Below are 25948 nucleotides of genomic sequence, written 5' to 3' on the forward strand. Positions count from 1 at the left end.
CCAGAGCGTTACTGCTCACCCAGCCTGACCAGAACAGGCATCATCATCACAAAAAGCTCCGCCTGCGAGGAGACGGCACAGCGCGTATGGATCTGCTTGCGAAACACTTTCACCGTCTGCACGCTCACTCCCATGAGCCTTGCAATCGAACGTGAAGAATGTCCCCGCAAAATCAGCAAAGCCGTCTGTGACTGCCGCGCCGTCAGCACGATGCCATACGTCTTTTCACACTGCTCGCGAAACTCCGTCATGGTATCCTGCGCATGTGCGGTCGGCGCAGCTTCAAGCCCTGACCAGTGTCTCCCCGCCAGCGCCGCTACAACAGGCTGAATGGCCAGAGCTTTTTCCCACTCCGCCGCAACAAATGTCTCTCCCGAACTCGTATCGCGCCCGAGACAGATATGAATGGAAACATCCGCCGATATCCGGACCAGATACGTCATCTCATCCAGAATATGCGTATCGCGGTAATATTTCAGGTAATAATCCGACGCGGCAAAATGATCGGGAACAATATCCTCAAGACGATACAGCCCCGAAGGCGCCCCGGCCCTGTCCAGAACAAAAAACGGATCAAGCAGATAGATCCCCGTGCAATACGCACTGTCAAAGCGAGCATAGACATTTTTTTCTTTTGAGTGCGTCAACAGGCACTTCGGCCGACCATCCCTCCCATAGGAAAGGATCGTCAGATTATCGATCGGGACACAACTCTCGAGCCACGCCACAAGATACTGCTCGAACGCAGGAGTCATCAGCGCGGAAATCACCGCCCCAAGCTGCTGTTCCTGCTGACAAAACACCCGGCTATACCCCTTCAGGGCAATATACGTCCCATCCACACAGACCCTACCATCACACATCAGCAGTTGCACCCCGCACAGCCCTTATAGATGGAGGACCTGAACATGTCGTCTGCACTACCCTACACCACCGAAGATATTCTCGCGGCAGATACCCATCTCGTCCAGTCCTGGGCGGATCTTGACAGTCTAAAGAAACCCCACGCCCGCACCGCCATCGTTGCGGCAAAGGGCGTCATGGTTCGTGACAGTAACGGTCAGGAACTGATTGATGGCATTGGCGGTTTGTGGTGCGTCAACGTAGGTCACGGACGCCCCGAGATCATTGACGCCATTTCCAACCAGCTCTCAACGCTGGATTTTTATTCCACCTTCTACACCTTCACGCACCCCACAGCCGCCGCACTGGCCAAAAAACTGGCGCAACTGGCGCCTGGAAACCTGAATCACGTCCATTTCTCCACTTCAGGGTCGGATGCCAATGACGGCGCCGTGCGCATCTTGCATCATTATTACGAGCGTCTGGGAAAACCCGAAAAGAAACTCGTCCTGAGCCGCCACGGCGCGTATCACGGCTCGACCTATCTCTCCATCGCAATGACCACCCCCGCCTATTCCAAAGGCTGGTCAAAAGCCGAAGGGATCGTCCATCACCTGAAAAAACCGCATTACTGGCGCGAAGGCGACGGGATGACAGAGGCGGACTTCACGGATCTGCTCATCGCCGACCTGCGCCATGAAATCGAACGCCTCGGCCCCGAAAACATCGCCTGTTTCATTGGTGAACCCATCATGGGGGCTGGCGGCGTCATCGTTCCGCCCAAAGGATACCACCGGCGCGCTCAGGACGTCTGTCGGGAATATGATATCAAGTTTGTGGCGGATGAAGTCGTCACGGCGTTCGGACGTCTCGGGCATTTCTTCGCATCCGAAGCGGTTTTCGATACCCAGCCGGACATGATCACCATCGCAAAAGGCGTCACCTCCGGCTATCAGCCCCTCGCCGCCACAATCATGACCGACGAAATCTACGACGTGGTGTCCGGCCCGGACGGCGTCTTCACCCACGGCATGACCTATGCCGGACATCCGGCCGCCGCCGCCGCCGGTCTGGCGAATATCGCCCTGATGGAAGCCGAACAGATCCCCGAACGGGTCCGCGTCACCGGCAAACTGTTTGAAAACACATTACGCGCGCTGGAAGATCTCGACATCGTCGGCGAAGTCCGCGGCAGCCATTTCATGATGGGCATAGAATTCGTCAGGGACAAAAAAAACAAAGCCCTCTTCGATGCCAAGCTCAACATCGGCATGCTGGTCGCGCGCAAGGCTCAGGAAAAAGGCCTCGTCGCCCGCCCGCTGGGACATATCCTGATCCTGTCCCCCCCACTGATCCTGTCGGAAGAGCAGATCGCCAGAATTGGAGACATCCTCCGCGAAAGCATCACGGAGGTCATGCACGACCTTTCAAAAGCCTGAAGGGAAGCGGTCTCAGTACCCCCAGTCGGGATGATAGGTCAGGGCGGGGGTCTTCCCCGCTTCGATCTCTCCGATAGCCCCGGCGACATAAGCCGCCTGCATTTTACAGGACGCCTCTGCGGCGACATGGGGGGTCACGAAAACCTTCGGGTGCTGCCAGAAAACAGCGTTCTGCGGCAGTGGCTCCTGCGCAAAGACATCCAGCACAGCCCCCAGCATTCGCCCGCTGTCGATCGCCGAAATCAGGTCTTCCGCCACGACCTGCTCGCCGCGCCCCACATTGATCAGACTGCCTCCCGGCTTCAGATGGGACAGAAACTCCGCATCAATCAGACCGCGCGTCTGCGGCGTACTTGGCAAAAGATTGACCAGAATATCTGTCTTTCCCAGAAAATCGACCTTGCCGTCCTCTCCGAAATACAGCGCAACATCCTCAATCGGCCGCACCCGGCGACACCACGCAGAAACCTGAAACCCGGCCTTTGACAGGCGCTGCGCCACAGCCGACCCCAGATTGCCATATCCCAGAATCCCGATCGTGGTCTCCGCACTCGTGCGGTATTCAAGATTGCGACGCCAGATTTTCTTCTCCTGCTGCAAGGCCCAGGTCCGCGCATCACGCAGCAGCGAAACGATCGCCCACAGCACATAATCCGCCATCAGAACCGCCGTCTGGTCTCCCCCCATACGGACCAACATAACATCCTTCGGAAAATCTTTCCGACCAACCAGGTGGTTCACTCCCGCCCCACTACAGAAAATGGCGCGCATATGCTGCATTTTCGCCATTTCTCCAGGAGCTGGGTCCCAGACCAGCGCATAATCGGCTTTGGACGGATCAAACGCCGGATCAAACCACGACACCGTCCGGATACCGGGCGCCACCTCACGGAAAGCATTCCGCCAGTTCTCCCAGGCGCCCGGCCCTTCTGCACTGATTGCAAGCGTTACCATCAGATTTCTCCGCAAAACCCCAACACGCGCTTGAGCGGATCAGTATTTGATCCAGACCGTCTTCAGAGCGGAATATTTATCAAAACTGTGAAGCGAGAGGTCACGTCCGAAACCGGACTGCTTCATGCCTCCAAACGGCGTCATCGGAGACAGCGCATCAACGGTATTGATGGACACCGTTCCCGCATTCAGCCTGTCCGAAACTGTCAAAGCCCGCGTGATGTCCCGGGTCCAGACGGACGCCGCCAGACCGTAAGGCGTATCATTGGCCAGAGCCACCGCCTCATCCTCGTCCCGGAACGTCTGGACAATTAGAACAGGCCCGAAAATCTCCTCGCGCACAATCGTGGCGTCCGACGCAACATCCGCAAAAACCGTCGGCTGGATATAGGCCCGCGATGCCCCATGGGTCAGTTGCCCTCCCCCCGTCACAAGCCTGCCGCTCTGACGTCCGGCTTCAATGAACCCGGCAACACGGTCCGCATGCTCCACCGTCGCCATCGGTCCCAGCCGCGTAGACGGGTCCAGCGGATTACCGGGCACAAGAGCCTCGGCTCTGGCCTTCAGACGCCCGATCATGTCTTGCGCAATCGTTTCATGCACCAGCAGACGCGAATTCGCCGAACAGACCTGCCCCTGATTAAAGAAAATCCCCCAGGCCGCCTTGTCAGCCGCCGCCTCCAGATCGGCATCGGGAAACACCAGACACGGGCTCTTCCCGCCCGTCTCAGGCCAGACCTGCTTCATGTTGCTCTCACCGGCATAGCCTTGAAAGAGCTTTCCGATCTCCGTCGAACCGGTAAAGGCCAGACAGTCCACATCCGGATGCAGCCCCAGAGCGCGCCCCGCCTCATGCCCTAACCCCGTCACGACATTCAGAACGCCCGCTGGCAGACCGGCTTCGTACCCAAGCTCCGCAAGGCGCAATGCGGACAGCGGAGACTGCTCGGCAGGCTTAAGAACAACTGAGTTTCCCACAGCTAGAGCCGGCGCAATTTTCCAGATCGCGAGATCCAGCGGAAAATTCCACGGCACCACCACACCTACAACCCCAAGCGGCACCCGGCGCACCATCGCAAGATCCCGCCCGCCCGTCGGTGCAATCTCGTCATACAGCTTGTCGATGGCCTCAGCATGCCATTGCAGAATGGCCGCAGCCCCCGGCACATCAATCGTGAGCGTATCGGAAATCGGCTTACCAACATCCAGCGTGTCCAGAAGGGCCAGTTCTTCGAGATTGTCCCGCACAAGTTGCGCCCAGCGCAGCAGAACGGTCTTGCGCTCCGCCGGTGTCAGACCGGACCAGACCCCACTTCCAAAGGCGGCCCGCCCGCTGACAACGGCCCGGTCGATATCCCCGGTGTCGCCCCGCGCCACCTGCGCCAAAACGGCGCCTGTCGCCGGATTGATGGTCTCGAACCGCTGACCGGAGAGAGCCGGAACAAACCGTCCGTCAACCCAGCAATCGTTGCGCAACGACAGTTCGGCAGCACGCTTCGTGTAAAACTCGGTATTTTTCGTCATCCGGTATGCTCTCTTCCGTCTTCAAACATCTTGCGGGCCCTCAGGCCCGAACATGTCGGACTATAATTTCCACAGAGCCTGCGGCCCGCGCTTGCGCAGGGCAGCGATATCTTCAAGACCGGCCAGGCCCAGAATATCCACCACTTCCTGCGACAGCGCGCGGATGGCTTTCTCCACGGAGGCCGCACCGCCTGCGGCCAGCGCCCAGGCCCACGGACGTCCGATGGAAACGGCCGTCGCCCCTAGCGCCAGCGCCGTCACAACGTCCCCGCCCCGGCGAATGCCGCTGTCGAGGACGACATCGCCCCTGCCCTTAACGGCGTCCACAATCTGCGGCAGAACATCCAGCGTCGCCGGAGACGGGTCCATCTGCCGTCCACCATGATTGGAGACGATCACCCCATCCGCACCTGCCGCAATGGCGTTCCCTGCATCTTCCGGATGCATGACGCCCTTCACAACAAGCCGTCCCTTCCATTCGCTCCGGAGCCATTCAAGCCCGGCCTTGTCGAGCGTGGGGTCGATCTGCGCAGCCATATCCTTGGCCTGCCCCATGATACCCTGCGCCGTGGTATAGGCGGCCAGATTTCCAATTGCCGGCGTCCCGCGCCCCGCCATGCCCAGACACCAGCGCGGATGGGTCATCATGCCCGCCATCTGCATCAGCGTGGGCCGCGAAAGATGGCGGAATCCATTTCGCACATCCCGCTCCCGCACCGGCGTAATAGCCGTATCAATCGTCACGATAATGCCGTCCATACCGCATTGCGCGGCACGGGCCAGCATGTCCCGCGTCAGGCCGCGGTCCCGGAAAACATAGATCTGCGCCAGCGGCGCACCCCCCACTTTCGCAACCTTTTCCATCGGATCAATGGAAAAGGTGGAAACGGCCATCCCCACCCCGCAGCGCAGCGCAGCACGCGCGGCGCCCACTTCGCGGTCCGGATGCAGCATCCCCGCAAAACCGACCGGCGCGAGCATGAACGGCGTTGCCCACTCCTGCCCGAAACAGCGCACACCCGCATCCACGATCTCGACGTTCTTCAGCCCCCGCGGCACGATCCCCCATTCGCGGAAAGCCTCGCGGTTCCGCGCCATGGTCCATTCCCCATGCGCGCCCCCATCGACATAATCCGCAAACAGCCGGGGAAGACGTCGCCGCGCGGACGTGGCAACACCGGAAAAGACACCGTCATCAACGCGCGTCATAAACGACCCGCCCCCCAAGAACGGTCATCAGAACCGAAATTTCCGAAATCCGCTCGGGCGGCACATCAGCCGGATCCGCATCCAGAACTACCAGATCCGCCAGTTTCCCAACCTCGATGCTGCCTTCCTGCCCCTCACGATGACAGGCAAAAGCCCCCGCCGCCGTATAGGCATACAGGGCCTCGTCAGCGCTGATGGCCTGCTGCGGAACGAACGCCGCGCCTCCCGCGAGGCTCCGGCGGGTCACGGCCTTGCCGATCCCCCGAAGCGGCGAAAGCGACACGATCGGCCAGTCCGTCCCGAACGCCACGACACTGCCCGCATCCAGAAGCGAGCGGTTCGGAAACGCCCGCTCCTGCTCGCTCTCGCGCACCCGCTGCGCCCACACCCCGTCCATCCCCATCCATTCATCGGATGGCGCAACCATCACAGGCTGAAGACAGGCAACCGCCCCCAACTCTTTGAACCTGGGAATATCCCCAGCAAACGGAATTTCCACGTGCTCGACGCGATGCCGCAGGGAGCGCGTCGCTTTGGGAACCTGCGCATAGGCATCCAGCGCAAGCCGGATCGCTCCACTGCCGATCGCATGCGTCCAGATCTGAAACCCCGCCTCGGACACCCGCCGCACAGCGGAGTGATAGGCCTCTGGTTTCCAGACCAGCGTTCCCGTCTCGTGCGGCCGGTCCGCATAACCCTGCGGCATGCTGGCCGTGTGCGATTCCAGAACGCCATCCAGAAAGAACTTCACCCCATCCAGATTCAACATCGGCGAATGATACCGTCGACGTAGTTCCCCGATCTCGGCCAGCCGCTTTTCCGAAAGCTCCGGCGGTGGCATCTCGACCATCACCCCGACCCGACAGGTCAGCGCGCCGGAGGCTTCCATCTCCGCAAGCGCCGGAAACAGCCCTTCGTCATAGGCCGCACTCTCAACCCGCGTGATCCCGCAACGCGCCATTTCCTCCAGAACGCGCTCCAGCCCATCCCTGACCAGCGCCTCATCCATGGGCACCACATGTGCCCCGACCAGCTTGCCCGCCTCTTCCTTGAGCCATCCCGTCGGAGTTCCATCCGGACGACGCACAATTTCCCCGCCCTCCGGGTTCGGCGTGGACGCATCAATGCCCGCAAGTTCGAGCGCCCTGCTGTTGGCCCAGGCTGCATGCGCCATGCCGGATCTCAGAAAAACCGGCCGGTCCAGCACCACCGCATCAAGCATCGCACGGTCAAAACCTTCGGGCGGCAGATCCGGATAGCCGTAGCTCCATTCCAGCCCCACAAGCCATTCCCGCTCCGGATGCGCGGCGGCAAACGCCTCCACCCGCCCCACGACTTCCGCCATCGTTCTGGCGTCCCGCAGGCCGATATTCGACAGATATTCCGCTCCCATCAACAGATGAAGATGGCTGTCCACAAACCCCGGAAGGACACAGGCGCCCCCCAGATCCACCTGCTCGACATCCGCTGCGCAGCCGTCGAGCAACGCTTGACGCTCGCCAATCGCAGCAATCCGCCCATCGCGCAGAAGAACCGCGCCTTCAAACCGCTCATGGCCCGGAAGCGCAATCCGCGCATTGTACAAAAGCGTCATGCCCGCTCTCCCGCAGGCAGGACTTTGCGCCGGAACGTTCGCTCCGCAACGATATAGATCATCGGCGTCAGAATGAGGCTCACCACCCAGGAAACATCCACGCCTCCCAGCATTCTGGCCATGCTTCCCGTATAAAGATTCGTCGCCAGAAACGGAATTTGAACCGCAACCCCGATCCCGTAACAGATCAAGGCTGGCATGTTGTAATACCCGTAAATGCCGCCGTCTTTCTTAAAGAAAGAGGCCACATCATAATCTCCATGATGGAGAATATAGTAATCTGTCAGGTTAATCGCCGTCCACGGGATCATAACCGACATCAGAAGCTCTAGAAACTCGCTATAAGCCGTCATGAACTGGTCGGCCATGAGCGTGGCCATACCAAAAGCCAACGACAAAAGCCCGACCGTCACCACAAGCCGTGCGCCTTTTCCGTAATGCCGGTCCGGCGTGAACGTCTGCGCCACGGTCAGCGTCGAGAGCGCCCCGCAATAGACATTCATGGCATTCGCCACCGCAATACCGATGGACAGCGCTAGAAGAACCGGCACCGCGGTTACGCCTAAGATCGCCGTAAGCGTCTGAATGACATGCGCCCCACCTGCCACGATCCCGATCGCAGCCCCCAGCCCCATGGCCAGCATCGACCCCGAAACGGACCCCGAAAAACATGCCACAAACGCATATTTTTCACTTTTCGGCCCGGCCGGGAGATATCGAGACGAATCCGAAACATACGGCGCATACGCAATCTGCCATAAAGCCGCCAGCGACAGGGTGCGGAGAATACCCGTCCCGCTCCATGACGAAACCACAACATCATGCACCGCCGGGTGCACGCCCATGACCTGCCACAGACAGACCAGCACGGCCGCCCCGCACAACAGCGTCAGAAGACGTGCCGCAACATGGATCACATGATACCCGAGAATGGCAGGAACAATGGACAGGATCTGGATGATCAGAATGGCAGGAAACCGCCCTAGTCCCGGAAAACAGGACTGAAGCCCCTCCGCCCCCAGAACAAGATTTGAGGCCGCAAACCCAACATACATCAGCACGATCACCGCAGTCACTGGAACAGCCCCGAACAGCCCGAACTGCCCTCGCGTCTGAATCATCTGCGGCACACCCAGCCGAGGTCCTTGAGCCGCATGCAGCGCCATGAAAACGCCGCCCACCAGATTGCCCGCCAGAAGCGCCAGTAGCGCAGGAACCAGAGACAGCCCGAAAACCGTCGTCGCCAACGCCCCGGTCACGACCGTCAGCATCATGAGGTTCGGCCCGAACCAGACCGTAAACAGGTCTCGGGCACTCCCATGACGACGATCCGAAGAAATGGGGTAGATCGTCTCTGCTTCCAGTGTACCAATGGTCTCCATCGCGCCACTCTCCGTCCTTCTGCCAGTCAATCCGCCATACGGAAAGATGCTGATATCGCCGCGTTTTATTGCAATATCAGATCATTATAAAACATACATTTTTCCGGATTGGTAATGTGTTTCTGATGCATATTTCCTGAAGCCTTACCCCGGAAAAAGCTACGCGCAGATCCCTCAGATCGGTCTTTTCATTCCGACTTCATTATATCTATACCGAAAAGAGCGGTGAGGACCGACCTCAGTCTGGTGGGAAAGGAAGAATCTCGTGCTTGCTGCCCGTTTTTCCGGCATTGGAGACATTCAGGTTCTCCCCGTCCCGATATCGCAGGACCTGCCGGACGGCTGTGTCCGCATCCGGGTCGAAGCAGCGGGGATCTGCGGGTCCGACCTGCACAATTTCCAGACCGGGCGGTGGCTTTCCCGCTGTCCCGTCACACCGGGCCACGAATTTTCCGGAACCATCACCCAAACCAGCGGCAATTGCGGTTCACTGACAGTCCGCACACCCGTCATCGCGGATTCAAGGGTCGGCTGCGGAACCTGCCAGTCGTGCCGCTCTGGCCGAAAAAACCTGTGCCGGAACCTGAGCTTCATTGGAGAAAGCTGCGACGGCGGCTTCGCGCAGGACGTCATCCTGCCCGCCACTCAGGTCCTGCCTTTCCCCGACACACTCCCCCTGAGATACGGCGCCCTCGTCGAACCGCTCTCCGTCTCCCTCCACGCCGTCAACCGCCTCGCCCCGACACCCGGTTCTCCGGTCATCATCTGCGGCGGCGGCACGATCGGAGGGCTAGCCGCCCTCCTGCTTCGGCAGCATGGCCATGACGTCCATCTGCTTGAACGCAACATCGGGCGCCAGACACTCCTCGCCGAAACCATCGGCACGGCCCCCCTCCCTCCGGACGCAGAAGACTGGAACACCCTGTTCGGCCCGGAAGGCCCCGCGTTTGTTCTCGACGCCACCGGAGCCGCCTCCGTTGTAGAAATGGCCTGCCAGCGCCTCGCTCCGGGCGGCAGGCTCGTGCTGGCCGGCATTTTCCATCAGACACCCCGGCTCGACCTCAACCTGATCGTGGAACGGGAACTCGACATCCGGGGCGTCAGCGCCTTCGCAGACGAAATGCCCGCCGCCATCCAGTGTCTCCCCGGCCTCGTTCCGTTTCTCGACCAGCTAATCACTCCGGCCGCAGCCCTCATCGATCTGCCGGCCCTCTATACCCATCTGCGCTCAGGCGCGGAAAACCGCCTGAAAACCCTAATCGCCCCTAACGGTACGGACGGAACATGGTAGAGGTCGCCCCGCTTTTCTCGCTGGCAGGCAAAACGGCTCTCATCACCGGCGGCGGACGCGGCCTGGGGAAAGCCATGGCCCTCCACCTCGCCCGCTGCGACGCGAACGTCTGGATCTCCGGACGCAACGCCGACACTCTCGATGCAGCCCGCTCCGAGGCCCTCTCCGACGGTCTGACTCTGCATCCGCTCGTCATTGATGTCAGCAAACTTGGCACGATCCGCGAGGCCTTCTTCCGGGTCGCCCGCGAAACCCGAACGCTCGACATCCTCGTCAACAACGCCGGCGACGAAACCCTCCGCGCCTGCGACGACGTGGACGAAGCCCTATGGGACCGCCTTCTGAACACCAACCTGAAAGGGCCGTTCTTCGTGGCCCAGCAGGCCGCCCGCCTGATGCCGGACGGAGGCAGCATCATCAACCTCGCCTCCCTCACCTCGGCAGCGGGCGTCGCAAAGGCCGTCCCCTACAGCGCCTCCAAATCCGGCATCCTCGGCCTGACACGCAGCCTCGCCGTCGAATGGGCGCCTCGAGGCATCCGCGTCAACGCCCTGGCGCCCGGCTACTTCCATACGGACATGACAGACACGTTCTTCCGCAACGACGCATGGCGGGAAAAGATGCTGTCGGGCATCCCCCTCGCACGCTTCGGCCTGCCTGACGACCTCGCAGGCCCCCTGCAATTCCTCTGCTCCACAGCCTCCGCCTACATCACCGGACAGGTCCTGTACGTGGACGGCGGAACACTCGCCGGGCTCTGATCCTTCCAACCCTCCGCCCCGAAAAGAGAGACCCGATGTCTGAAAACATCACCTTCCATGATCTGACCCAGACCGGGACAATCCCCGAAGCCCTGCTGCAACGCACAGAGAGCGACCTGTCGGTCTTCTTCGAGCGCGTCAAACCGATCATTGAGCGCGTCCGCACCGAAGGCGACGCCGCCCTGCGTCATTTCGCACAGGCTTTCGACGGCGTGACCGCCCCCGAAATGAGCATCCGGGCCACGCCGGAAGAGTTTGACGCCGCCTTCGCCAGCATCGAGCCCGACGTTCTCGAATCCATCAAATACGGCATCCGGAACATCCGTCGCTTTCACGAAGCCCAGAAGCCGGAAGAAAGCTGGATGATCGAGGTCCAGCCCGGCATCTGGGCTGGAGACCGCAACATCCCCATAGACTCCGTGGCCTGTTACGTCCCGCGCGGCAAGGGCAGCTTCCCCAGCGTCGTGAACATGACGACCATCCCCGGAAAAGTGGCTGGCGTCCCGCGTCTGATTATCGTCACACCCCCGTCCCCCGACGGCACCGTCGATGCTGGAACCCTCGTAGCCGCCCGCCTCATTGGGGTCGAGGAAGTCTATAAATGCGGCGGCGCACAGGCCGTCGCCGCCGTGGCTTTCGGGACGGAAACCGTGCCCGCCTGCGCCAAGATCGTCGGCCCCGGCAGCCCGTATGTCGTCGCCGCCAAGCGCCTGCTGTCCGACCGGATCGACCCTGGCATCCCCGCAGGCCCCAGCGAAAGCATCATTCTGACCGATGACAGCGTCGATCCGGTTCTGGCCGCGCTGGACCTCATCATCGAGTCCGAACACGGCCCGGATTCCTCCGCCTGGCTCGTCACCAACAGTCGGCGCGTGGCCGAAGGCGTCATTGCCGCCCTGCCCGCGCACTGGGCCGAAATGGACCCCAAACGCGCCGATTTCTCCCGCGCGGTTCTGGGGGGCGCCCATGGCGGCGTGATCCTGACCAAGGATTTCAGCGCCGCCGTCGATTTCACAAACGCCTACGCACCCGAACATCTTGAAATCCTTACGGTCGATCCGATGGCGGATCTCGGCCGCATCCGCAACGCAGGCGAAGTCCTTCTCGGCACGGCCTCTCCCGTCACATTGTGCAACTACGTCCTCGGCCCGAACGCCGTGCTCCCCACGAACCGCGCTGCACGCACCCACTCCCCGCTCTCGGTCCATGACTTCATGAAGCGCATGTCCTTCGCACGCGTCTCGCCCGAAGCGTACCCCGAAGCCGCACGCCATGCGGAACGTTTCGCCCTCTACGAAAACTTCTCAGGCCATGCCCGCGCCGTCTCCTCGGCCCGCCCCATGCCAAAGATCCAGCCCCGATGAGTCCCCAAACAGCCCGCGAGGAAACCGTCAACGCGGCAGGCATCCTCGCCGCAGCCCGGAGCGGAAACCCCGCTCTGGCTGCACACCTCCTGTCGCGCATGATCGCGGAAGAATTCGGCTTCCACATCACGGACGTCACACTCGGCGCAGACGATTACAGCCTGAACTCCGTCAACGGGTTCATGACCCGTGACACCGGAGAACGCTTTTTCTTCAAATTCCACCATGAAGAAAACGAAGACTCCGTCCTTCAGGAATTCTACCGGGGCGAAATCCTGCTCGAAGCCGGATTTCCGGTCGATATGCCCGCCCATGTCTGCCGCCGCGTCGGACGGCAGATCCTGCTCTACCCGCTCAAAACCACCCCAAAACTCGCCGATGCCGCCCGCGCTGTGGACGGCGACACGCCCCTGCCCGGCGCGGGCGCCCCGGCCCTCAGACACGCCCAGCAGGACCTGGACGCCCTGAGCGCCACGCTCTACCTGCGCTCATGGCACCCGATCACCGGCCAACAGAGCGCGGACGAACCCATCCACCAGCTCTTTCACCATCGCCTCACCACCCCGGATCAACCGCCCGGCACGCTCGGCAGCCGCACAACGAAATTTTTCGCCCCCGAAAGGACTTTCATATTTCCGGACGCAACCCTGACCGGCCACGAGCTTCTCGAACTGCACTGGGTGATCGACGGCGTCCGTTACGACCGCACGCTGAGAGACTGCTTTTACAACGCGCTGAAAAACCTGTCGCCTAATGCACTGGCCCAAAGCGGCGGCGTGGTGGCTCACGGAGACGCCCATAACGCAAATGTCTGGTTCAACCCCGACACCACCAGCCTCACCCTGTTCGACCCCGCTTTCGCCGGACGCCACATCCCGGCGCTGCTGGCCGAAATCAAGGCCACGTTTCACAACATTTTCGCCCATGCAGACTGGCTCTATCATTCCGCAGAGCTGAAAACCCGCCCCGAAATCCGGATCAGCAATGGAACGGCGTTCGTCACGACAAACTGGTCGCTCCCCCCCCTGCGACAGGCCTTCCTTCAGGACAAGGCCCGCCTCCTGTGGCGCCCCCTGCTCGCAGGTCTGGCGCAGCGTGATGCACTCCCCAACAACTGGCGCGAAACAATCCGCTCTGGCCTGTTCTGCTGCCCCACCCTCGTCATGGATCTCTGCGCCCGGTCGGACGAAAACCCCAAAAGCCGCCACACACCTGCCTCGTCCCTGACCGGTCTGGCCATCGCCCTGATGTGCGGGGCAGAGCCCGAAAGCGCGGACGTGATCTCGCGCTTTCTAGGGGCTATCGACCCATCCAAGACAATGCCAGAGTGGAACGATCTCTGAACCAGAAAACGGGAAAGATCCTGCCTTCATGAACCCGTCCCACAACAAGACCGTTCAGGAAACTGCAACATCGGCCTTTGCCGTTGAAAACGAAACGATCTTTCCCATTCCCGAAGACCGCCGTCACGGCAACGCCTGGTCTCTGCTGATGGTCTGGATCGGCGCCAACCAGAACATCATGGCCGTCATGACGGGCCTGCTATACCCGACCATCTGCCACCTCTCCCTCGGATGGTCCCTCCTCGCCATTCTCTCGGGCAACCTGCTGGGCGGTGTCTTCATGGCCCTCCACGCCGCACAGGGTCCCCATCTCGGCATCCCACAGATGCAGCAAACCCGCGGTCAATTTGGCTCCACCGGCAGCTTGCTGATCATTGCCATCATCATCCTGATGTATGTCGGCTTCACCTCGACCTTCTTCGCCATCAGTCGCGAACAGATTGTACAGGTCTTCGGCCCCTCCGTCAGCCAGCTCCCCATCTGGATTTCCGTGATCGTCATCGGCGCCCTGTGTGCGATCGGTCATAACGTAATCGAACGGTTTATCTCCGGCTTCATTCCCCTCGCCGCAGTCACGTTCGTTCTGCTAGCCTTCGCCTACATGTCCACATCCGGCGGTCATCTCGCCCTGCCGTTCTGGCAGTCCCCCACCCTCCACGACTTCCTGACGGCTCTGTCGCTCGGCGTCCTGTGGCAAATCGCCTACGCCCCCTATGTTTCCGATTACACCCGCTATCTCCCCTCCGCGACCGGAGAGCGCACGGCGTTTCTCGTCTGCCTGACCGGCAGCGTCATTGGCACCGCCTTCCCGACTTTCATCGGCTCCTATCTAGGTAGCACCGGCTTTTCAGGAAGCATGTACGACGCCGTCAGGCCCTGGTCCCCGCTCCTGCCGATCGTCCTGTTCGCGATCATCATGATCTCGACGCTGGTGAGTTGCACTATGCAGATCTATTGCGCCGCCCTCTCATCCCTGACCTTTCTGCAGACATTCCGCCCCAACTGGATCCCGACCAGCCGTTCCCGCGCCTTCGCCGCGCTTACGTTGTGCCTATGCTGCGCCGTTATCACGATCAATCTGAGCGGAAACGTACTGCAAATCCTTGACAACGTCATCGCGCTGCTTCTGGCAGTCCTGTCTCCGTGGACGGCCATCAACCTCGTCGATTACTATCTGGTCCGGCACGGAACCTACGATATTCCTTCTCTGTTCCGACACGACGGGGGCGTCTATGGCCGCGCCAACCGCCCGGCCCTGCTGTGCTACGCCATCGGCGTCATCGTCCAGATCCCGTTCCTGTCAAACGGCCTCTATACCGGCCTGCTCGCCCACGCCCTTGGCGGTATCGACATTTCCTGGATCATCGGAATTTTCGTCCCCGGCGCCCTTTATCTGGCCCTCTCCCGCAACCGGAACTGACGATCTGGCGGCCTACGGAAGCCTTCTTCAGTTTTTCCGAAGCGCTTCCCCATACATCCGTTCTTTAACTCATCGCACCGAATTGCAACCATTCCTCTATCGCACCAAACTCGCATTAGGCGCGAAGAGTTTGAGGAAACAATTCCATGCCCATTCACACCAGAATCCGCCCCTTCAATACGAAGGACACCTATCCCGAGCAAAACCTCGACAACGACCTCTGTCAGGCCGTCGTCGCAGGAAACACCGTCTATGTCCGCGGACAGGTCCCGCAGGATCTCGACACGCGTGAAAACGTCTGCGTCGGCGATCCGGTCGGACAGGCCCACAAGGTCATGGAAAACATCGCCCTTCTTCTCAAAGAATCTGGCTCCGACCTCTCCCACATCTGCAAGGTCACGGTCTACCTCACCGACATCCGCTACCGCGAAGCCACCTATCGCGTCCTCGGACAGCACCTCAAAGGGGTCTTCCCCGTCTTCACAGGACTGGTCGTCGTCGCCCTTGCCCGCCCCGAGTGGCTGATCGAAGTGGACGTTATCGCCGTCATCCCCGGCTGACAAACACCCCAAGCCCTCCTCCCTTAACGTACGTCCCGCGCCGCACGGGCCATTCATGCCGAGGTACCGCCATGCAGACGAAATCCCTGTTTTCACGCCATTGTTTGCTTCTCTCCTCGACAATTCTTCTGCTGGGAGGAGGCACGAAAACAGCCTTTGCGGCTCCAGGCAAACATCACGCACCCGCCCATAGCACTCAGCCCTACACTGCCCCAGCCCCGGCGCGTCAAAAACGCACCGCCGTAGACAACACCGGCCCCGGAGAGACGATCAGCGTCTCCGTCAGCCGCCACAGGCCCGGCGGCGGCCTGATCAAACGAGAAACCGCGGCCCGCTCCGTCAGCACCGTGTCGCACGAATTCATCGCCAAACAGTCCCCGGCCTCCAACACCCTGGCCCTCGTCACCCTCTCCCCCGGCGCCAACGTCGCCATGGGAGACCCTTTCGGTGTCACCGACCAGTCCTCCGTTAGCGTCCGCGGCCTCAACCAACAGGAAATCGGCTACATCTTCGAAGGCGCGCCGATGAACGACCCAGACAATTACACCCCGAACTCGTCGGAATGGGTAGACAGCGAGAACATGGAGAGTGTCCAACTCCAGCAGGGCGCGCCGGATATTGAAATTCCGACCGTTTATTCTGCGGGTGGTACGATGAACGTGCGGATCCGCAATCCGGAATATACGCGTTCCGGACAGGTGGATGTGAGCTATGGGTCGCATCAGATGAACCGGCAATTTCTGCGGTACGATACCGGGGAGATCGGGCATACAGGGCTGCGGGCTTTTGCGTCGTTTTCGAACCTGACCAGCCGGGCCTGGCGTGGGCCTGGGCGGAACCTGCGGCGACATATGGATTTCAAGGCGATCAAGGACTGGGCGCCGGAGAGCTATACGTCCCTCTCTTTCACGTACAATAACGAGAACACGGCTTGGTACAGCACGCCTTCGCTGGCAGCCTGGAACAAGAGCGGGCTTGGCGGCGGGATCAATCTGGACGGCACCTACAAGTTTGGTAATTCCAATTATTACAAGGGGTTCCAGACGAACTGGACAGATTATTTCCTGAGCAGCCAGTCCCATCTGGCACTGACCCACAAGCTTTCTCTGGATATTACGCCCTATTTCTATCACGGGTCGGGCAATTATCCGCTGGGCGTTTATACGATCCCGACGAGCGGCACCTATTATGACGGCACGCAGCCCATCAATGGCCAGCTTGCGGGCAACACCTATTCCCAGGATGGAAATGTCGCCGCGAAATGGGACTGGTATGGACGCGAGAGCTATACTGGGCTGAATGCGGCCCTGCATTACGATTCCGGCATCAATCATCTGGTAGCAGGTGCGTGGTACGGTTACAGCGACATGAATGTGAGCGAGCCGTTTTCCGGGCTGGACGCAGCGGGAAATGTTTCAAACTCGCTGCTCAAGCTGACGGACGGGACCGTTCTCAATGGCTGGCGATATCATACGATTACGCAGATGGTCGGGCTGTATGTCGGGGACGAAGTGCGGCTACTCAATGACCGGCTGCATATCAATGTCGGGTTCAAGGAAGTCATGACCGCGCGCAACGGGACGCTCCAGCAGCCCGGCCCGCAATATGCCGTCGGCTACAACTCGGCCGAGCCGCTCCCGCGCATGTCAGTCAGCTACAAGGTGAATGACAACATCCAGCTTTTCGCCAATGCGACGACGAGTTTCCGCGTTCCGATGGGGTCTGCGTTCTACAATCAGTATAACAGCCCGTATGATGCAAGCCTTTACCAGACGGCGAACACGCATCTGAAGGACGAATACAGCATCGCCGAGGAACTGGGCGCACGGTATCACAACAACTGGATCACAGGATCGGTGACGCTGTTCAACTATAACTTCGTTCACCACGCCATCAACCAGTACATCAATGCCGTTCCGTACTTCCTTGATGCGGGCGGAATGACGTCGCGGGGCGTGGATGCGGAGCTAGGCTTGACGCCCTGGCATCACTTCTCTCCGTATGTGTCGGCGGAATATCTTTACGCGACCAACGACAACAACATCACGATGGGCGGCGTGACCTACGCTACAAAGGGCAAGATCGCAACGTCCGCACCGCGCTGGATGGCGGCGATTGGCGTTCAATACGATGACGGCACGTTCTTCGGCAGCGTATCCATGAAATATGTCGACAAGGAATACGGCACATTCATGAATGACGAGCGCATTCCGGGCCACAAGCAGGTGGACATGATGCTGGGCGCTCGCACACATGACATCGGATTTTTCAAGAAGCCGAGCATCCGCCTGAACATCGTCAATCTGGGCGACAGCCATTATCTGTCGGGCGTTTACAGCACGGGGCCGGTTGCGGGAACGTCCAGCTATTATGTGGCGCCGTCCTTCGCCTGTCTTGCGACCGTTTCCACGGGGTTCTGAAGATCATGCAGAACAATTTTTCCCAGTCTTTCGATTTCATCGTCGTGGGCGCCGGTTCTGCGGGGTGCGTGCTTGCCAACCGCCTCAGCGCTGATGGGCGTTTCAACGTCTGTCTCGTGGAGGCTGGCGGCGGCGACCATACGCCGAGAATCCGCATTCCAGCTGGGACGATAACGCTCTACAAAAGCCGGCGCTTCGCCTATCAGTTCTACTCCAAGCCGCAGGAAAATCTGGCGGGGCGGCGCATTCATGTGCCGCGCGGCAAGGCGCTGGGCGGGTCCACCACGCTCAACAGCATGATTTATATCCGGGGCGACCGCACGGATTACGATCACTGGCAGGCTCTGGGCTGTACAGGCTGGGGATGGGACGACGTTCTGCCCGAGTTCCGAAACCTCGAACACTGTCACCGGCAGCTTGACCCGGCGTATCACGGCTTCAAAGGCGAACTGGATGTCACGACGCCGCGCGACGTCAATCCGCTGTCGCGCCGTTTCGTTCAGGCCGGTGTCAGCGCGGGGTTGCCGGAGAATACCGATTTCAACGGTCCAAAGCTGGAAGGCGTGGGCCTGTATGATGTGACACAGCGCAACGGCTATCGACTGAGTGCGTATCGGGCATTCGTTCATCCGATCCTGAAGCGGCCGAATTTCAGCCTGATGTCGGGCGTTCAGGTGCGCAATCTGGTGATCGAGGACCGGATGGCGCGGGGCGTCGTGGTCGTTCAGGACGGCACAACCCGGCTGCTGCGAGCGGAGCGGGAAATCGTTCTGTGTGCGGGGGCGATCGGCTCTCCACAGATCCTGATGGCGTCCGGGATCGGCCGCAGCGCGGATCTGATCGCGGCGGGGATTTCACCGGTGCATCACCTGCCGGGCTTGGGCCAGAACCTTCAGGACCATCTGGACGGGCTGGTTACGGTGCGCTCGAGCGATCATCGGACGCTGGGATTTTCCGGCCGGTCGCTCCCGTCTGTGCTGATGTCTCCGTTCAGGTTCCTGTTCGGGCGCAAGGGGTGGCTGACCACGAATTATGTCGAAGCCGGGGGATTTGCGCGCACCTCCCTCGCCCGCGATGGCGTGCCCGATATCCAGTTTCATTTCGTGCCCGGTTATCGCAGTCCGCGTGGGCGGCTGTTTGAATGGGGTCATGGGATTGCAATCCATACCTGCGTTCTGCGCCCCAAAAGCCGGGGCAGCATCCGGCTGACGACGGATGGCTCAAACCAGCCGGTCATTGATTTCAATTTCGCATCGGATCCGCACGATCTGGACGTTTTGTGTGAAGGCATCCGTGCGGCACGGAACATTCTGGCCCAGGGCGCCTTTGACGGAACCCGTGGCACGGAAGTCGCACCCGGCGAGGACGTGGCGGACGACGCCCAGATCCTGGAGTATCTGCGGCGGAGTGCCGCCACGGTCTTTCATCCTGCCGGTACATGTCGCATGGGCGTAGATGACGATGCGGTTGTAACTCCGCGCCTGACGGTGCGCGGTATTTCGGGGCTACGGGTGGCGGATGCGTCGATCATGCCGACGCTCATCAGCGGCAACACCAGCGCCCCGAGCATGATGATCGGGGCGAAGGCGGCGCGGATGATGCTGCAAGATGCCGTTTGAGAAAAACGGGGGGCCTTAACGGTCCCCCGGCACACCGTACGAAGGTGCGGAAAGCGGGTTGAGGCCGCGCGTGACGTAGTCGCGCATCTGAGGCTGCCAGAGTGTCCACAGGCTCCGCAGATCGGTGAGCGGAGCGTTGCTCCAATCCACACGCAGGTCCACTAGCGGCCAGCTCTGTTCTTCCACGACGATCAGCCCGGCGGAATGGACCGGACCGGCCTCCCCGCCTGCTGAGAGACCGGCTTCCATGGCGAGGATCAGCCGTTCGGCCAGGTCCAGCGACGGGCTGGAGGTGTTGAAGGCGTCCTTCATGAGAGCCGGGACGTCCACGCTGGCCAACATGTTGCCTGCGGCAGCGACATTGGTTCCGGCAATCTCGGCGTGACAGCCCAGAACCTGCTCTCCGGCCCAGAGTGCGGTGCTGCCGGTGCGATCGAGGACGACGAGCTGCCGGAATGCCGCAAATACGTTGTCGCGGACCAGAATGTCCCGGCATTCCGCTGCGGTTGCACCTCGCTCCAGCAGATCCAGCCCCGCGGGGCCGAGGCGGGGATCGGTGATGTTCTGGGTGGCGACGACGCCGACGCCTGCTCTAGCGAAGGCGCAGCGACTGGCAACGGCGGGAGAGGACGACGAAACCGCCATCCCGAACTGGCCGGTGCGCTCACAGCGGGCGACAATGGAAAAGGTCATGGGCGGTGTCTTTCATGAAGCGCGCGGCGTCTGTGCCGCTCATCTGGGCCGCTCATCGTCTGAGATGGTCAAGCACCCCGTCAAGGAAGCGTTCTGCTTCGGCCAGTTCGGGCAGGGTAATGTATTCGTCGGCCTTGTGGGCGCGCGCGATGGAACCGGGACCGCAGACGATGCAGTCCAGTCCGAGTTGTTCCCCCAGAAGCCCCGCTTCAGTGCCGAAATCAATGACTCCAACCTGATTCTGTCCAGCTTCGTGCAAGGCAACGGAGCAGATGTCGCTCGAGGCAGTGGCGTTCAGGCCGGAATAGGCATTCGTGATCCGCAGTTCGATCTCGCCGCCGAGTTTTTCCGTGGCCTGACGGGCGGCGTCTTCCAGCCATGCCAGATAGGGGGCGCCTTCATAGCCGGGCAGAAGGCGCAGTTCAGCTGTGATCGTGCAGAGGTCCGGGACAATGTTCAGGGCGGCTCCACCAGAAATTAGGCCTGCCTGCACGGTGGAGAACGGAACGCCAAAGCGTGCGTCATGCTGTTCGGTCTGACGGATATGGTCCTGCAACTGCGAAAGGGCCGCGACCATGTCGCCTGCGAGGGTGATGGCACTTTTGCCGAGGAACGGGTTTGCGGAATGAGCAGCCTGTCCGTGGCAGATGATTTCGAACGCGATTTTCCCTTTATGGGCGACGGCAACCTGCATGCCTGTCGGCTCGCCCACGATGCAGCCGAGTGCACCCAGATCGTCGAATTCGCCGTCTTCGCGAATGCCTTCGATCAGTGAGCGGACCCCGAGGCAACCGAGTTCTTCGTCATGGGAAATAGCGAGGTAAAGCGGGCGTTTGAGCGGCGGCGCATCGTCCGCGCCAGCCTTGCGGGCAAGGTTCAGCATGCAGGCCAGAAAGCCTTTCATGTCGCTGCTACCCCGGCCATACAGCCGGTCTTCGCGCCGTGTGAGGACGAACGGGTCCGACGACCAGTTCTGGCCGGTGACGGGGACCACGTCCGCATGGGCGGACAAGACGATGCCACCTGCCGCCTTCGGGCCAATCGTGGCGAACAGGCTGTAGCGACCCGGGGCCCCCTTAGTGGCGTCTCCGGGAATGCAGCGTACCTGCACCCCGGAGGCCAGAAGATGCGCCTCGATCCAGGCTATGATCTCTCCGTTCGGCAGTCCGCAGACGCTGGGAAAGCCGATGAGCGACGAGAGGATGCTCTCGATTTCGGAAACGGACACCGGGCGCCTCCGCCGTTAGCCTGCCAGAGACAGACGGCGGTCTGCGATATGCTGTCCGAGATAGTCCGCATCGTGCCAGACGCCCCAGATGAAGGGAGAGGCGCGCCGTGACAGCCAGGCTAAACCAAGGAAATAGAGGCCCGGTACGACGGAGACGCCACGGTCGTGACGGGGGGCGCCGCGGGCATCGAGAACGTCGATGTCGATCCAGCTGAAATCGAATTTGTAGCCGGTGGCCCAGATGACGGTTTTAATCCCGGCTGCTTTCAGGTCGAGGCTCAGGGTTGGATCTGTAACGCAGGCCGGGAGGGCCCCTATGTTACGGGCTTCGAGCTCTTCGGGAAGGTCCAGACCGTTTGCCGTGACATAGGCATCTGCAGCGTCGAGCATCGACAGGTAGTTGGCATCGCCGCCTTCGATATTCTTCCGGAGATCCTGAGCGAAATGCAGGCAGCCGTTCTCGAAGCTCTCGGTCCGGCCCAACAGGGTCATGCCGCTGGCGGCGAGATCACGGAAATCGACGGTGTGGCCGCCGTGAGCGCCGCTGACAGCGATGGTGACGTGTTCCGTATCGGGGCTGGGAACTTTCATGTCCCATAATCCCAGCACGCCAAGCCACCAGACGAAATCACGGCCACGGTAACGACGGGGCGGACGATCATGCGGACCGACGGACAGCCAGACGTCCCGACCGGAAGCGCGCAGTTCGTCCGCGATCTGTGCGCCGGACGACCCTGCCCCGATGACCAGAACGCCTCCGTCGGCAATCTGCTGAGGATTTTTATAACTGTTCGAGTGCATCTGGTGCACATCGAACTCTGCAGGGATGATGTCGGGGAAGGACGGCTTCTGGAACGGTCCGGTTGCGACGACGACGTTCTGGGCCCTGATGGTGCCGTCTGCCGTTTGCGCTTCAAATCCGATGCCGTCTGCGGCTTTGCGAAGGTGCCGTATTTCGACGCCGCAGCGAATGGGCATGTTGATCTGGGTGGCGTAGGATTCGAAATAGTCGACAATCTGGGCACGGGGGGCGAAGCCGTCGGGCGCTGTTTTGTCGAATGTCCGGTTCGGAAAACGGTCGTGCCAGGCGGGACCGTTAGCGACAAGGGAATCCCAGCGTTCGGCACGCCATCTCTGAGCAATGTTTCCGCGCTCCACAGCGAGATGCGGCACCCCTCTTTTGCCCAGGTGTTCGCTCATCGCTACGCCGGCCTGGCCCGCGCCAATGATGAGGGTATCGACGTTTTCCGTTGTCATGCTGGACATTTCCTACTGGACTGACAGAAGAATTCTTCCACAACTCAGGAAGACCTCTCCGTTGTTGTATGGAAACGATATGCCTCGAGAAACAATCGAATTAATTATCGTTGCTTAGTCTTTTCCTAAGAGTTTTCCGGTGTGCTGCATCGGAAAAACGGGGGGATGCATTTGATAAATCCGTCTTTGCCGTCCATCGGCGACTCTTTAGAACATCGGGAAGACTGATATTTCAGACCATCTTGCTCAGGGATCGCCTTCATGACCGCACATGACGAGAAAAAAGCACGGATTGATCTTGCCGCCGCCTTCCGTCTTGCGGCCCGGCTTGGAATGCACGAGGCCGTCGCAAACCATTTCAGTATGTCGGTTTCGCCAGATGGATCGCGCTTTCTGATCAATCCGAAATGGCGGCATTTTTCGCGTATCCGGGCGAGCGATCTGGTTTTGGTCGATACGAACAATGCCGACAGTCTGGCTGCCTGCGATCTGGACCCGACTGCGTGGGCGATTCACGGACAGTTGCATCGTCTGAATCCGGCGGCGCAGGTCGCGATGCATCTGCATCCGATCTACAGCACGACAATCTCTACGCTGCGTGATCCTACGATTTTACCAATCGACCAAAACACTGCCCGGTATTTCAGCCGGGTTGCCGTGGACACCCAATATGGAGGCATGGCAGACAGCGAGGCGGAAGGCGCGCGTTTGGCATCTCTTCTGAAAGACAGAACGCGACTGATGATGGGCAATCACGGCGTGCTGATCGTTGCGGAGACGGTTGGAGAAGCGTTCGACGACATGTACACGATCGAACGCGCGTGCCAGATCCTTGTAACTGCCTATTCCACAGGCCGTGAGCTTTCCGTTCTGTCGGACGACGTGGCGGAGAGAACGGCGCGGGACTGGGAAAAGATCCGGGATTTTTCCATCAGGCATTTCGAGGAAATGAAGCTTGTCCTTGAGCGGGAAGAGCCCGATTACGCCGAATAATCAGGGCCGGTCCTAGGCCAGAGGCTTCATACCGGGGATTGCCGTGTCGGAAATCGAGGAGCGGCAGTGGTGGACGAAAAGGTCCAGCAGGCGCGATTTACGGACGCCCTGCCATGTTGCCATGCCAATGACCATTGGGCGGTGATCGCCTGACAGCCGCACGCGGACGACCTTCTTGCCGTCGAGGGCCATATCGGAGCACGGACGGACATTCGCCAGCGTATAGCCATAGCCGTTTGCAACCATGGTCCGTACCACTTCCTGCTCGGCGGAGCGGGCGTAGATATTGGGTTGCAGGCCCTCCTGGTGATAGAGGGCGTTGAAATATTGCCTGCTGAGAGGAAGATCGAGGAAGATCATCGGCTCGGCGGCAAGTTCGGCCAGATCCACGGACGAACGCTGCGCCAGGTGATGGTTTTCACTGACGAGGACATGGGGCGGAAGGCTGGCCAGAGGAATGAACTCGATCCCGGGAGGAAGATGCAGGTCATACGTGATGGCGATATCAATTTCGGCCTGTTTGAGTTTTTCGGCCAGCCATTCGTGATTAGACGCCACCTGACGGATTTCGGCGGCAGGGTAGCGCGTACAGAAACTGTGGACGAGTTCAGGCATGATCATGGGAGCAAGTGTGACCATTGAGCCGACCGACAGCGTCCCCCTCACCTGATCCGTGGTTTCAGCAGCCAAAGAATAGAGGTTTTCAGCCATCCCCAATACGCGCTTGGCCTCTTCCATTAGGATCTGCCCCACGGCTGTAAGGGACAAACCTTGTGCGTGGTGACGAATGAAGAGCTGGACGTTCAGTTCAAGCTCGAGATGGGAAATCGCCGTAGAGATGGAAGGTTGGGAAATCGAAAGGCGTTCGGACGCGTGCCGGATGGAGCCGGCCTCCCCGGCCGCCACAAAGTACTCTAACTGCCGGAGTGTATAACGCATTATGACAGCCTAACTCATTCGACGCGGAACGCATAACCGGAATATCGTTATGATTGAACCGAATACAAAAAATTTCACTCTCAACTATATTTAGGCGTCTTAGCTAAAGCATAACCCGATCAATCTAGCTGTTTAGTCCCGGGATTTGATGGGTTGGATTGATGATGAATCTTTCTGGCTCTGAAGTCCAGATTTTGCAGACGTATTCGTAAGGTGTGAGGCCGTTCAGGGTCTTGAGTCTTCGCCCGAAATTATAGGCTGCCATGAAATCGTTGAGGTGTGTCCTCAACTGCTCATGACTGTCGTAATGGAAGGGTTTGACGGTTGCTTTCTTGATCGTCCGGTTCATCCGCTCAACCTGACCGTTCGTCCAGGGATGATTGGGTTTCGTCAGACGATGTTCGATCCCGTGGGCTTCGCAGACCATGTCGAAGCGTATGGGACGCGACCATGCCGTATTGCGATTACGAGCCTGCTCGACGAACTGGATGCCGTTATCGGTCAGAATGGTATGAACCCGATAAGGGATCATACTCAGGAGATGTTTGAGGAATTCCCAGGCTGTCTTCCGATCGGCTTTCCCGACGAGTTGTGTGACAGCGAATTTGCTTGTCCGGTCGATGGCAACGAAAAGGTGCAGCTTGCCCTCAGCGGTCTGGACCTCTGCGATATCGAGATGAAAGAACCCGATCGGGTAGCGTTTGAAGCGCTGGCGTCTGGGCTTGTCTCCCGCGATATCCGGCAGTCGTGAGATCTCGTGGCGCTGAAGGCAGCGGTGCAGGGCCGAGCGTGTCAGATGGGGAATGCTGGCCTGCAGGGCATAAAGGCAGTCATCCAGCGGCAGTAAAGTATGCCGGCGAAATGCCACGATCATCGCTTCGTCCGTCTCGGACAGGACCGTTGAGCGCGACTCTTTAGGGCCTGTCTTCTGATCTTCGACAGTCTGACGCTTGCGCCATTTCGCAACTGTTTTCGGGTTGATCCCGAATTCCTCGCTCAGCGACGCGAGCGAAGCCTGCGATCGCTGTAGTGCTGCTCGCACGGCGTGCGTGGTCGTGGCGCTCCCATGACGTCTCTGTCCCATAAGGCTTCCTTCCACTCTCGTGAAAATACCA

At 60.1% G+C, this 25948-nt stretch carries 21 protein-coding genes; 10 read left to right on the forward strand and 11 right to left on the reverse strand.

What is annotated here, in order from left to right; genetic code table 11:
- Positions 1-8: 8 nt before the first annotated feature.
- Entirely contained in the window at positions 9-863 is an 855-nt protein-coding gene (locus GJA01_RS13565) for a helix-turn-helix transcriptional regulator (RefSeq protein WP_099282444.1), read from the reverse strand.
- A 45-nt stretch (positions 864-908) separates the two neighbouring features.
- Here GJA01_RS13565 and GJA01_RS13570 point away from each other — a divergent pair, with 45 nt between their 5' ends.
- Entirely contained in the window at positions 909-2282 is a 1374-nt protein-coding gene (locus GJA01_RS13570) for an aminotransferase class III-fold pyridoxal phosphate-dependent enzyme (protein WP_062502698.1), read from the forward strand.
- A gap of 12 nt (positions 2283-2294) precedes the next feature.
- Here the strand turns inward: GJA01_RS13570 and GJA01_RS13575 are convergent, their stop codons facing one another.
- The 5 genes from GJA01_RS13575 to GJA01_RS13595 are packed head-to-tail and all read right to left on the reverse strand — an operon-like array spanning position 2295 to position 8945.
- Positions 2295-3236 carry a 2-hydroxyacid dehydrogenase gene (locus GJA01_RS13575; RefSeq protein WP_062502697.1) on the reverse strand — a complete coding sequence of 314 codons (942 nt, stop codon included), beginning with the start codon at positions 3234-3236 and terminating at the stop codon, positions 2295-2297.
- Between the two features lie 39 nt (positions 3237-3275).
- Positions 3276-4760, reverse strand: a complete 1485-nt coding sequence (locus GJA01_RS13580; RefSeq protein ID WP_061928624.1) for an aldehyde dehydrogenase — start codon at positions 4758-4760, stop codon at positions 3276-3278.
- Positions 4761-4820: 60 nt separating this feature from the next.
- The gene (locus GJA01_RS13585; protein ID WP_062502696.1) at positions 4821-5969 is read right to left on the reverse strand and encodes an alpha-hydroxy acid oxidase; all 1149 of its coding nucleotides are present in this window, start codon (positions 5967-5969) and stop codon (positions 4821-4823) included.
- On the reverse strand, positions 5956-7563 hold the full coding sequence (locus GJA01_RS13590) for an amidohydrolase (RefSeq protein ID WP_062502695.1): 1608 nt from the start codon (positions 7561-7563) through the stop codon (positions 5956-5958). Before GJA01_RS13590 ends, GJA01_RS13585 begins: the two co-directional genes overlap by 14 nt.
- The gene (locus GJA01_RS13595; RefSeq protein ID WP_062502694.1) at positions 7560-8945 is read right to left on the reverse strand and encodes a purine-cytosine permease family protein; all 1386 of its coding nucleotides are present in this window, start codon (positions 8943-8945) and stop codon (positions 7560-7562) included. Before GJA01_RS13595 ends, GJA01_RS13590 begins: the two co-directional genes overlap by 4 nt.
- 265 nt (positions 8946-9210) lie before the next feature.
- Between GJA01_RS13595 and GJA01_RS13600 the strand changes: the two genes are divergently transcribed.
- The 8 genes from GJA01_RS13600 to GJA01_RS13635 all read left to right on the forward strand — a co-directional run bounded on the left by GJA01_RS13600 (position 9211) and on the right by GJA01_RS13635 (position 19723).
- Entirely contained in the window at positions 9211-10236 is a 1026-nt protein-coding gene (locus GJA01_RS13600) for a zinc-dependent alcohol dehydrogenase (protein WP_062502693.1), read from the forward strand.
- Positions 10230-10997 carry an SDR family NAD(P)-dependent oxidoreductase gene (locus GJA01_RS13605; protein WP_062502692.1) on the forward strand — a complete coding sequence of 256 codons (768 nt, stop codon included), beginning with the start codon at positions 10230-10232 and terminating at the stop codon, positions 10995-10997. Before GJA01_RS13600 ends, GJA01_RS13605 begins: the two co-directional genes overlap by 7 nt.
- 35 nt (positions 10998-11032) lie before the next feature.
- Positions 11033-12361, forward strand: a complete 1329-nt coding sequence (hisD, locus tag GJA01_RS13610; RefSeq protein WP_062502691.1) for a histidinol dehydrogenase — start codon at positions 11033-11035, stop codon at positions 12359-12361.
- Positions 12358-13704 carry a hypothetical protein gene (locus tag GJA01_RS13615; protein ID WP_062502690.1) on the forward strand — a complete coding sequence of 449 codons (1347 nt, stop codon included), beginning with the start codon at positions 12358-12360 and terminating at the stop codon, positions 13702-13704. Before hisD ends, GJA01_RS13615 begins: the two co-directional genes overlap by 4 nt.
- 28 nt (positions 13705-13732) lie before the next feature.
- Positions 13733-15124 carry a purine-cytosine permease family protein gene (locus GJA01_RS13620; protein ID WP_062502689.1) on the forward strand — a complete coding sequence of 464 codons (1392 nt, stop codon included), beginning with the start codon at positions 13733-13735 and terminating at the stop codon, positions 15122-15124.
- 146 nt (positions 15125-15270) lie between these two features.
- Entirely contained in the window at positions 15271-15684 is a 414-nt protein-coding gene (locus tag GJA01_RS13625; RefSeq protein ID WP_061928640.1) for a RidA family protein, read from the forward strand.
- Between the two features lie 71 nt (positions 15685-15755).
- The gene (locus tag GJA01_RS13630; protein WP_062502688.1) at positions 15756-18104 is read left to right on the forward strand and encodes a TonB-dependent receptor; all 2349 of its coding nucleotides are present in this window, start codon (positions 15756-15758) and stop codon (positions 18102-18104) included.
- Positions 18105-18109: 5 nt separating this feature from the next.
- Complete coding sequence (locus tag GJA01_RS13635) at positions 18110-19723, forward strand: GMC family oxidoreductase (protein WP_062502687.1); 1614 nt, start codon at positions 18110-18112, stop codon at positions 19721-19723.
- A gap of 15 nt (positions 19724-19738) precedes the next feature.
- Here GJA01_RS13635 and GJA01_RS13640 read toward each other — a convergent pair whose 3' ends face one another.
- The 3 genes from GJA01_RS13640 to GJA01_RS13650 are packed head-to-tail and all read right to left on the reverse strand — an operon-like array spanning position 19739 to position 22901.
- Positions 19739-20416, reverse strand: a complete 678-nt coding sequence (locus GJA01_RS13640; RefSeq protein WP_062502686.1) for a DUF1028 domain-containing protein — start codon at positions 20414-20416, stop codon at positions 19739-19741.
- Between the two features lie 52 nt (positions 20417-20468).
- Complete coding sequence (gene argE, locus GJA01_RS13645) at positions 20469-21644, reverse strand: acetylornithine deacetylase (RefSeq protein ID WP_062502685.1); 1176 nt, start codon at positions 21642-21644, stop codon at positions 20469-20471.
- A gap of 15 nt (positions 21645-21659) precedes the next feature.
- A complete protein-coding gene (locus tag GJA01_RS13650; protein WP_062502700.1) occupies positions 21660-22901 on the reverse strand; it encodes a flavin-containing monooxygenase in 1242 nt (413 codons plus the stop codon).
- A 261-nt stretch (positions 22902-23162) separates the two neighbouring features.
- Between GJA01_RS13650 and GJA01_RS13655 the strand changes: the two genes are divergently transcribed.
- Positions 23163-23894, forward strand: coding sequence for a class II aldolase/adducin family protein (locus GJA01_RS13655; RefSeq protein WP_062502684.1), 732 nt, complete (start codon positions 23163-23165; stop codon positions 23892-23894).
- 12 nt (positions 23895-23906) lie between these two features.
- Here GJA01_RS13655 and GJA01_RS13660 read toward each other — a convergent pair whose 3' ends face one another.
- Both GJA01_RS13660 and GJA01_RS13665 read right to left on the reverse strand, forming a co-directional pair.
- Positions 23907-24833: a LysR substrate-binding domain-containing protein gene (locus GJA01_RS13660; protein WP_023941584.1), complete on the reverse strand. Its 927-nt coding sequence runs from the start codon at positions 24831-24833 to the stop codon at positions 23907-23909.
- A gap of 124 nt (positions 24834-24957) precedes the next feature.
- Positions 24958-25917 (reverse strand): IS481 family transposase, encoded by a 960-nt coding sequence (locus GJA01_RS13665; protein ID WP_099282446.1) that lies wholly within the window; start codon positions 25915-25917, stop codon positions 24958-24960.
- Positions 25918-25948: the final 31 nt, after the last annotated feature.

Source organism: Gluconobacter japonicus, from assembly GCF_002723975.1.
GTDB lineage: Bacteria > Pseudomonadota > Alphaproteobacteria > Acetobacterales > Acetobacteraceae > Gluconobacter > Gluconobacter japonicus.

Excerpts from the sequence above, each read along its gene's own strand:
- GJA01_RS13625 (WP_061928640.1), top strand. The coding sequence starts at position 15,271 with ATGCCCATTCACACCAGAATCCGCCCCTTCAATACGAAGGACACCTAT.
- GJA01_RS13615 (WP_062502690.1), top strand. The coding sequence starts at position 12,358 with ATGAGTCCCCAAACAGCCCGCGAGGAAACCGTCAACGCGGCAGGCATC.
- GJA01_RS13590 (WP_062502695.1), bottom strand. The coding sequence starts at position 7,563 with ATGACGCTTTTGTACAATGCGCGGATTGCGCTTCCGGGCCATGAGCGG.
- GJA01_RS13655 (WP_062502684.1), top strand. The coding sequence starts at position 23,163 with ATGACCGCACATGACGAGAAAAAAGCACGGATTGATCTTGCCGCCGCC.
- GJA01_RS13605 (WP_062502692.1), top strand. The coding sequence starts at position 10,230 with ATGGTAGAGGTCGCCCCGCTTTTCTCGCTGGCAGGCAAAACGGCTCTC.
- GJA01_RS13575 (WP_062502697.1), bottom strand. The coding sequence starts at position 3,236 with ATGGTAACGCTTGCAATCAGTGCAGAAGGGCCGGGCGCCTGGGAGAAC.
- GJA01_RS13665 (WP_099282446.1), bottom strand. The coding sequence starts at position 25,917 with ATGGGACAGAGACGTCATGGGAGCGCCACGACCACGCACGCCGTGCGA.
- GJA01_RS13580 (WP_061928624.1), bottom strand. The coding sequence starts at position 4,760 with ATGACGAAAAATACCGAGTTTTACACGAAGCGTGCTGCCGAACTGTCG.
- GJA01_RS13565 (WP_099282444.1), bottom strand. The coding sequence starts at position 863 with ATGTGTGATGGTAGGGTCTGTGTGGATGGGACGTATATTGCCCTGAAG.
- GJA01_RS13620 (WP_062502689.1), top strand. The coding sequence starts at position 13,733 with ATGAACCCGTCCCACAACAAGACCGTTCAGGAAACTGCAACATCGGCC.
- GJA01_RS13660 (WP_023941584.1), bottom strand. The coding sequence starts at position 24,833 with ATGCGTTATACACTCCGGCAGTTAGAGTACTTTGTGGCGGCCGGGGAG.
- GJA01_RS13585 (WP_062502696.1), bottom strand. The coding sequence starts at position 5,969 with ATGACGCGCGTTGATGACGGTGTCTTTTCCGGTGTTGCCACGTCCGCG.
- GJA01_RS13595 (WP_062502694.1), bottom strand. The coding sequence starts at position 8,945 with ATGGAGACCATTGGTACACTGGAAGCAGAGACGATCTACCCCATTTCT.
- hisD (WP_062502691.1), top strand. The coding sequence starts at position 11,033 with ATGTCTGAAAACATCACCTTCCATGATCTGACCCAGACCGGGACAATC.
- GJA01_RS13635 (WP_062502687.1), top strand. The coding sequence starts at position 18,110 with ATGCAGAACAATTTTTCCCAGTCTTTCGATTTCATCGTCGTGGGCGCC.
- GJA01_RS13630 (WP_062502688.1), top strand. The coding sequence starts at position 15,756 with ATGCAGACGAAATCCCTGTTTTCACGCCATTGTTTGCTTCTCTCCTCG.
- GJA01_RS13570 (WP_062502698.1), top strand. The coding sequence starts at position 909 with ATGTCGTCTGCACTACCCTACACCACCGAAGATATTCTCGCGGCAGAT.
- GJA01_RS13650 (WP_062502700.1), bottom strand. The coding sequence starts at position 22,901 with ATGACAACGGAAAACGTCGATACCCTCATCATTGGCGCGGGCCAGGCC.
- GJA01_RS13640 (WP_062502686.1), bottom strand. The coding sequence starts at position 20,416 with ATGACCTTTTCCATTGTCGCCCGCTGTGAGCGCACCGGCCAGTTCGGG.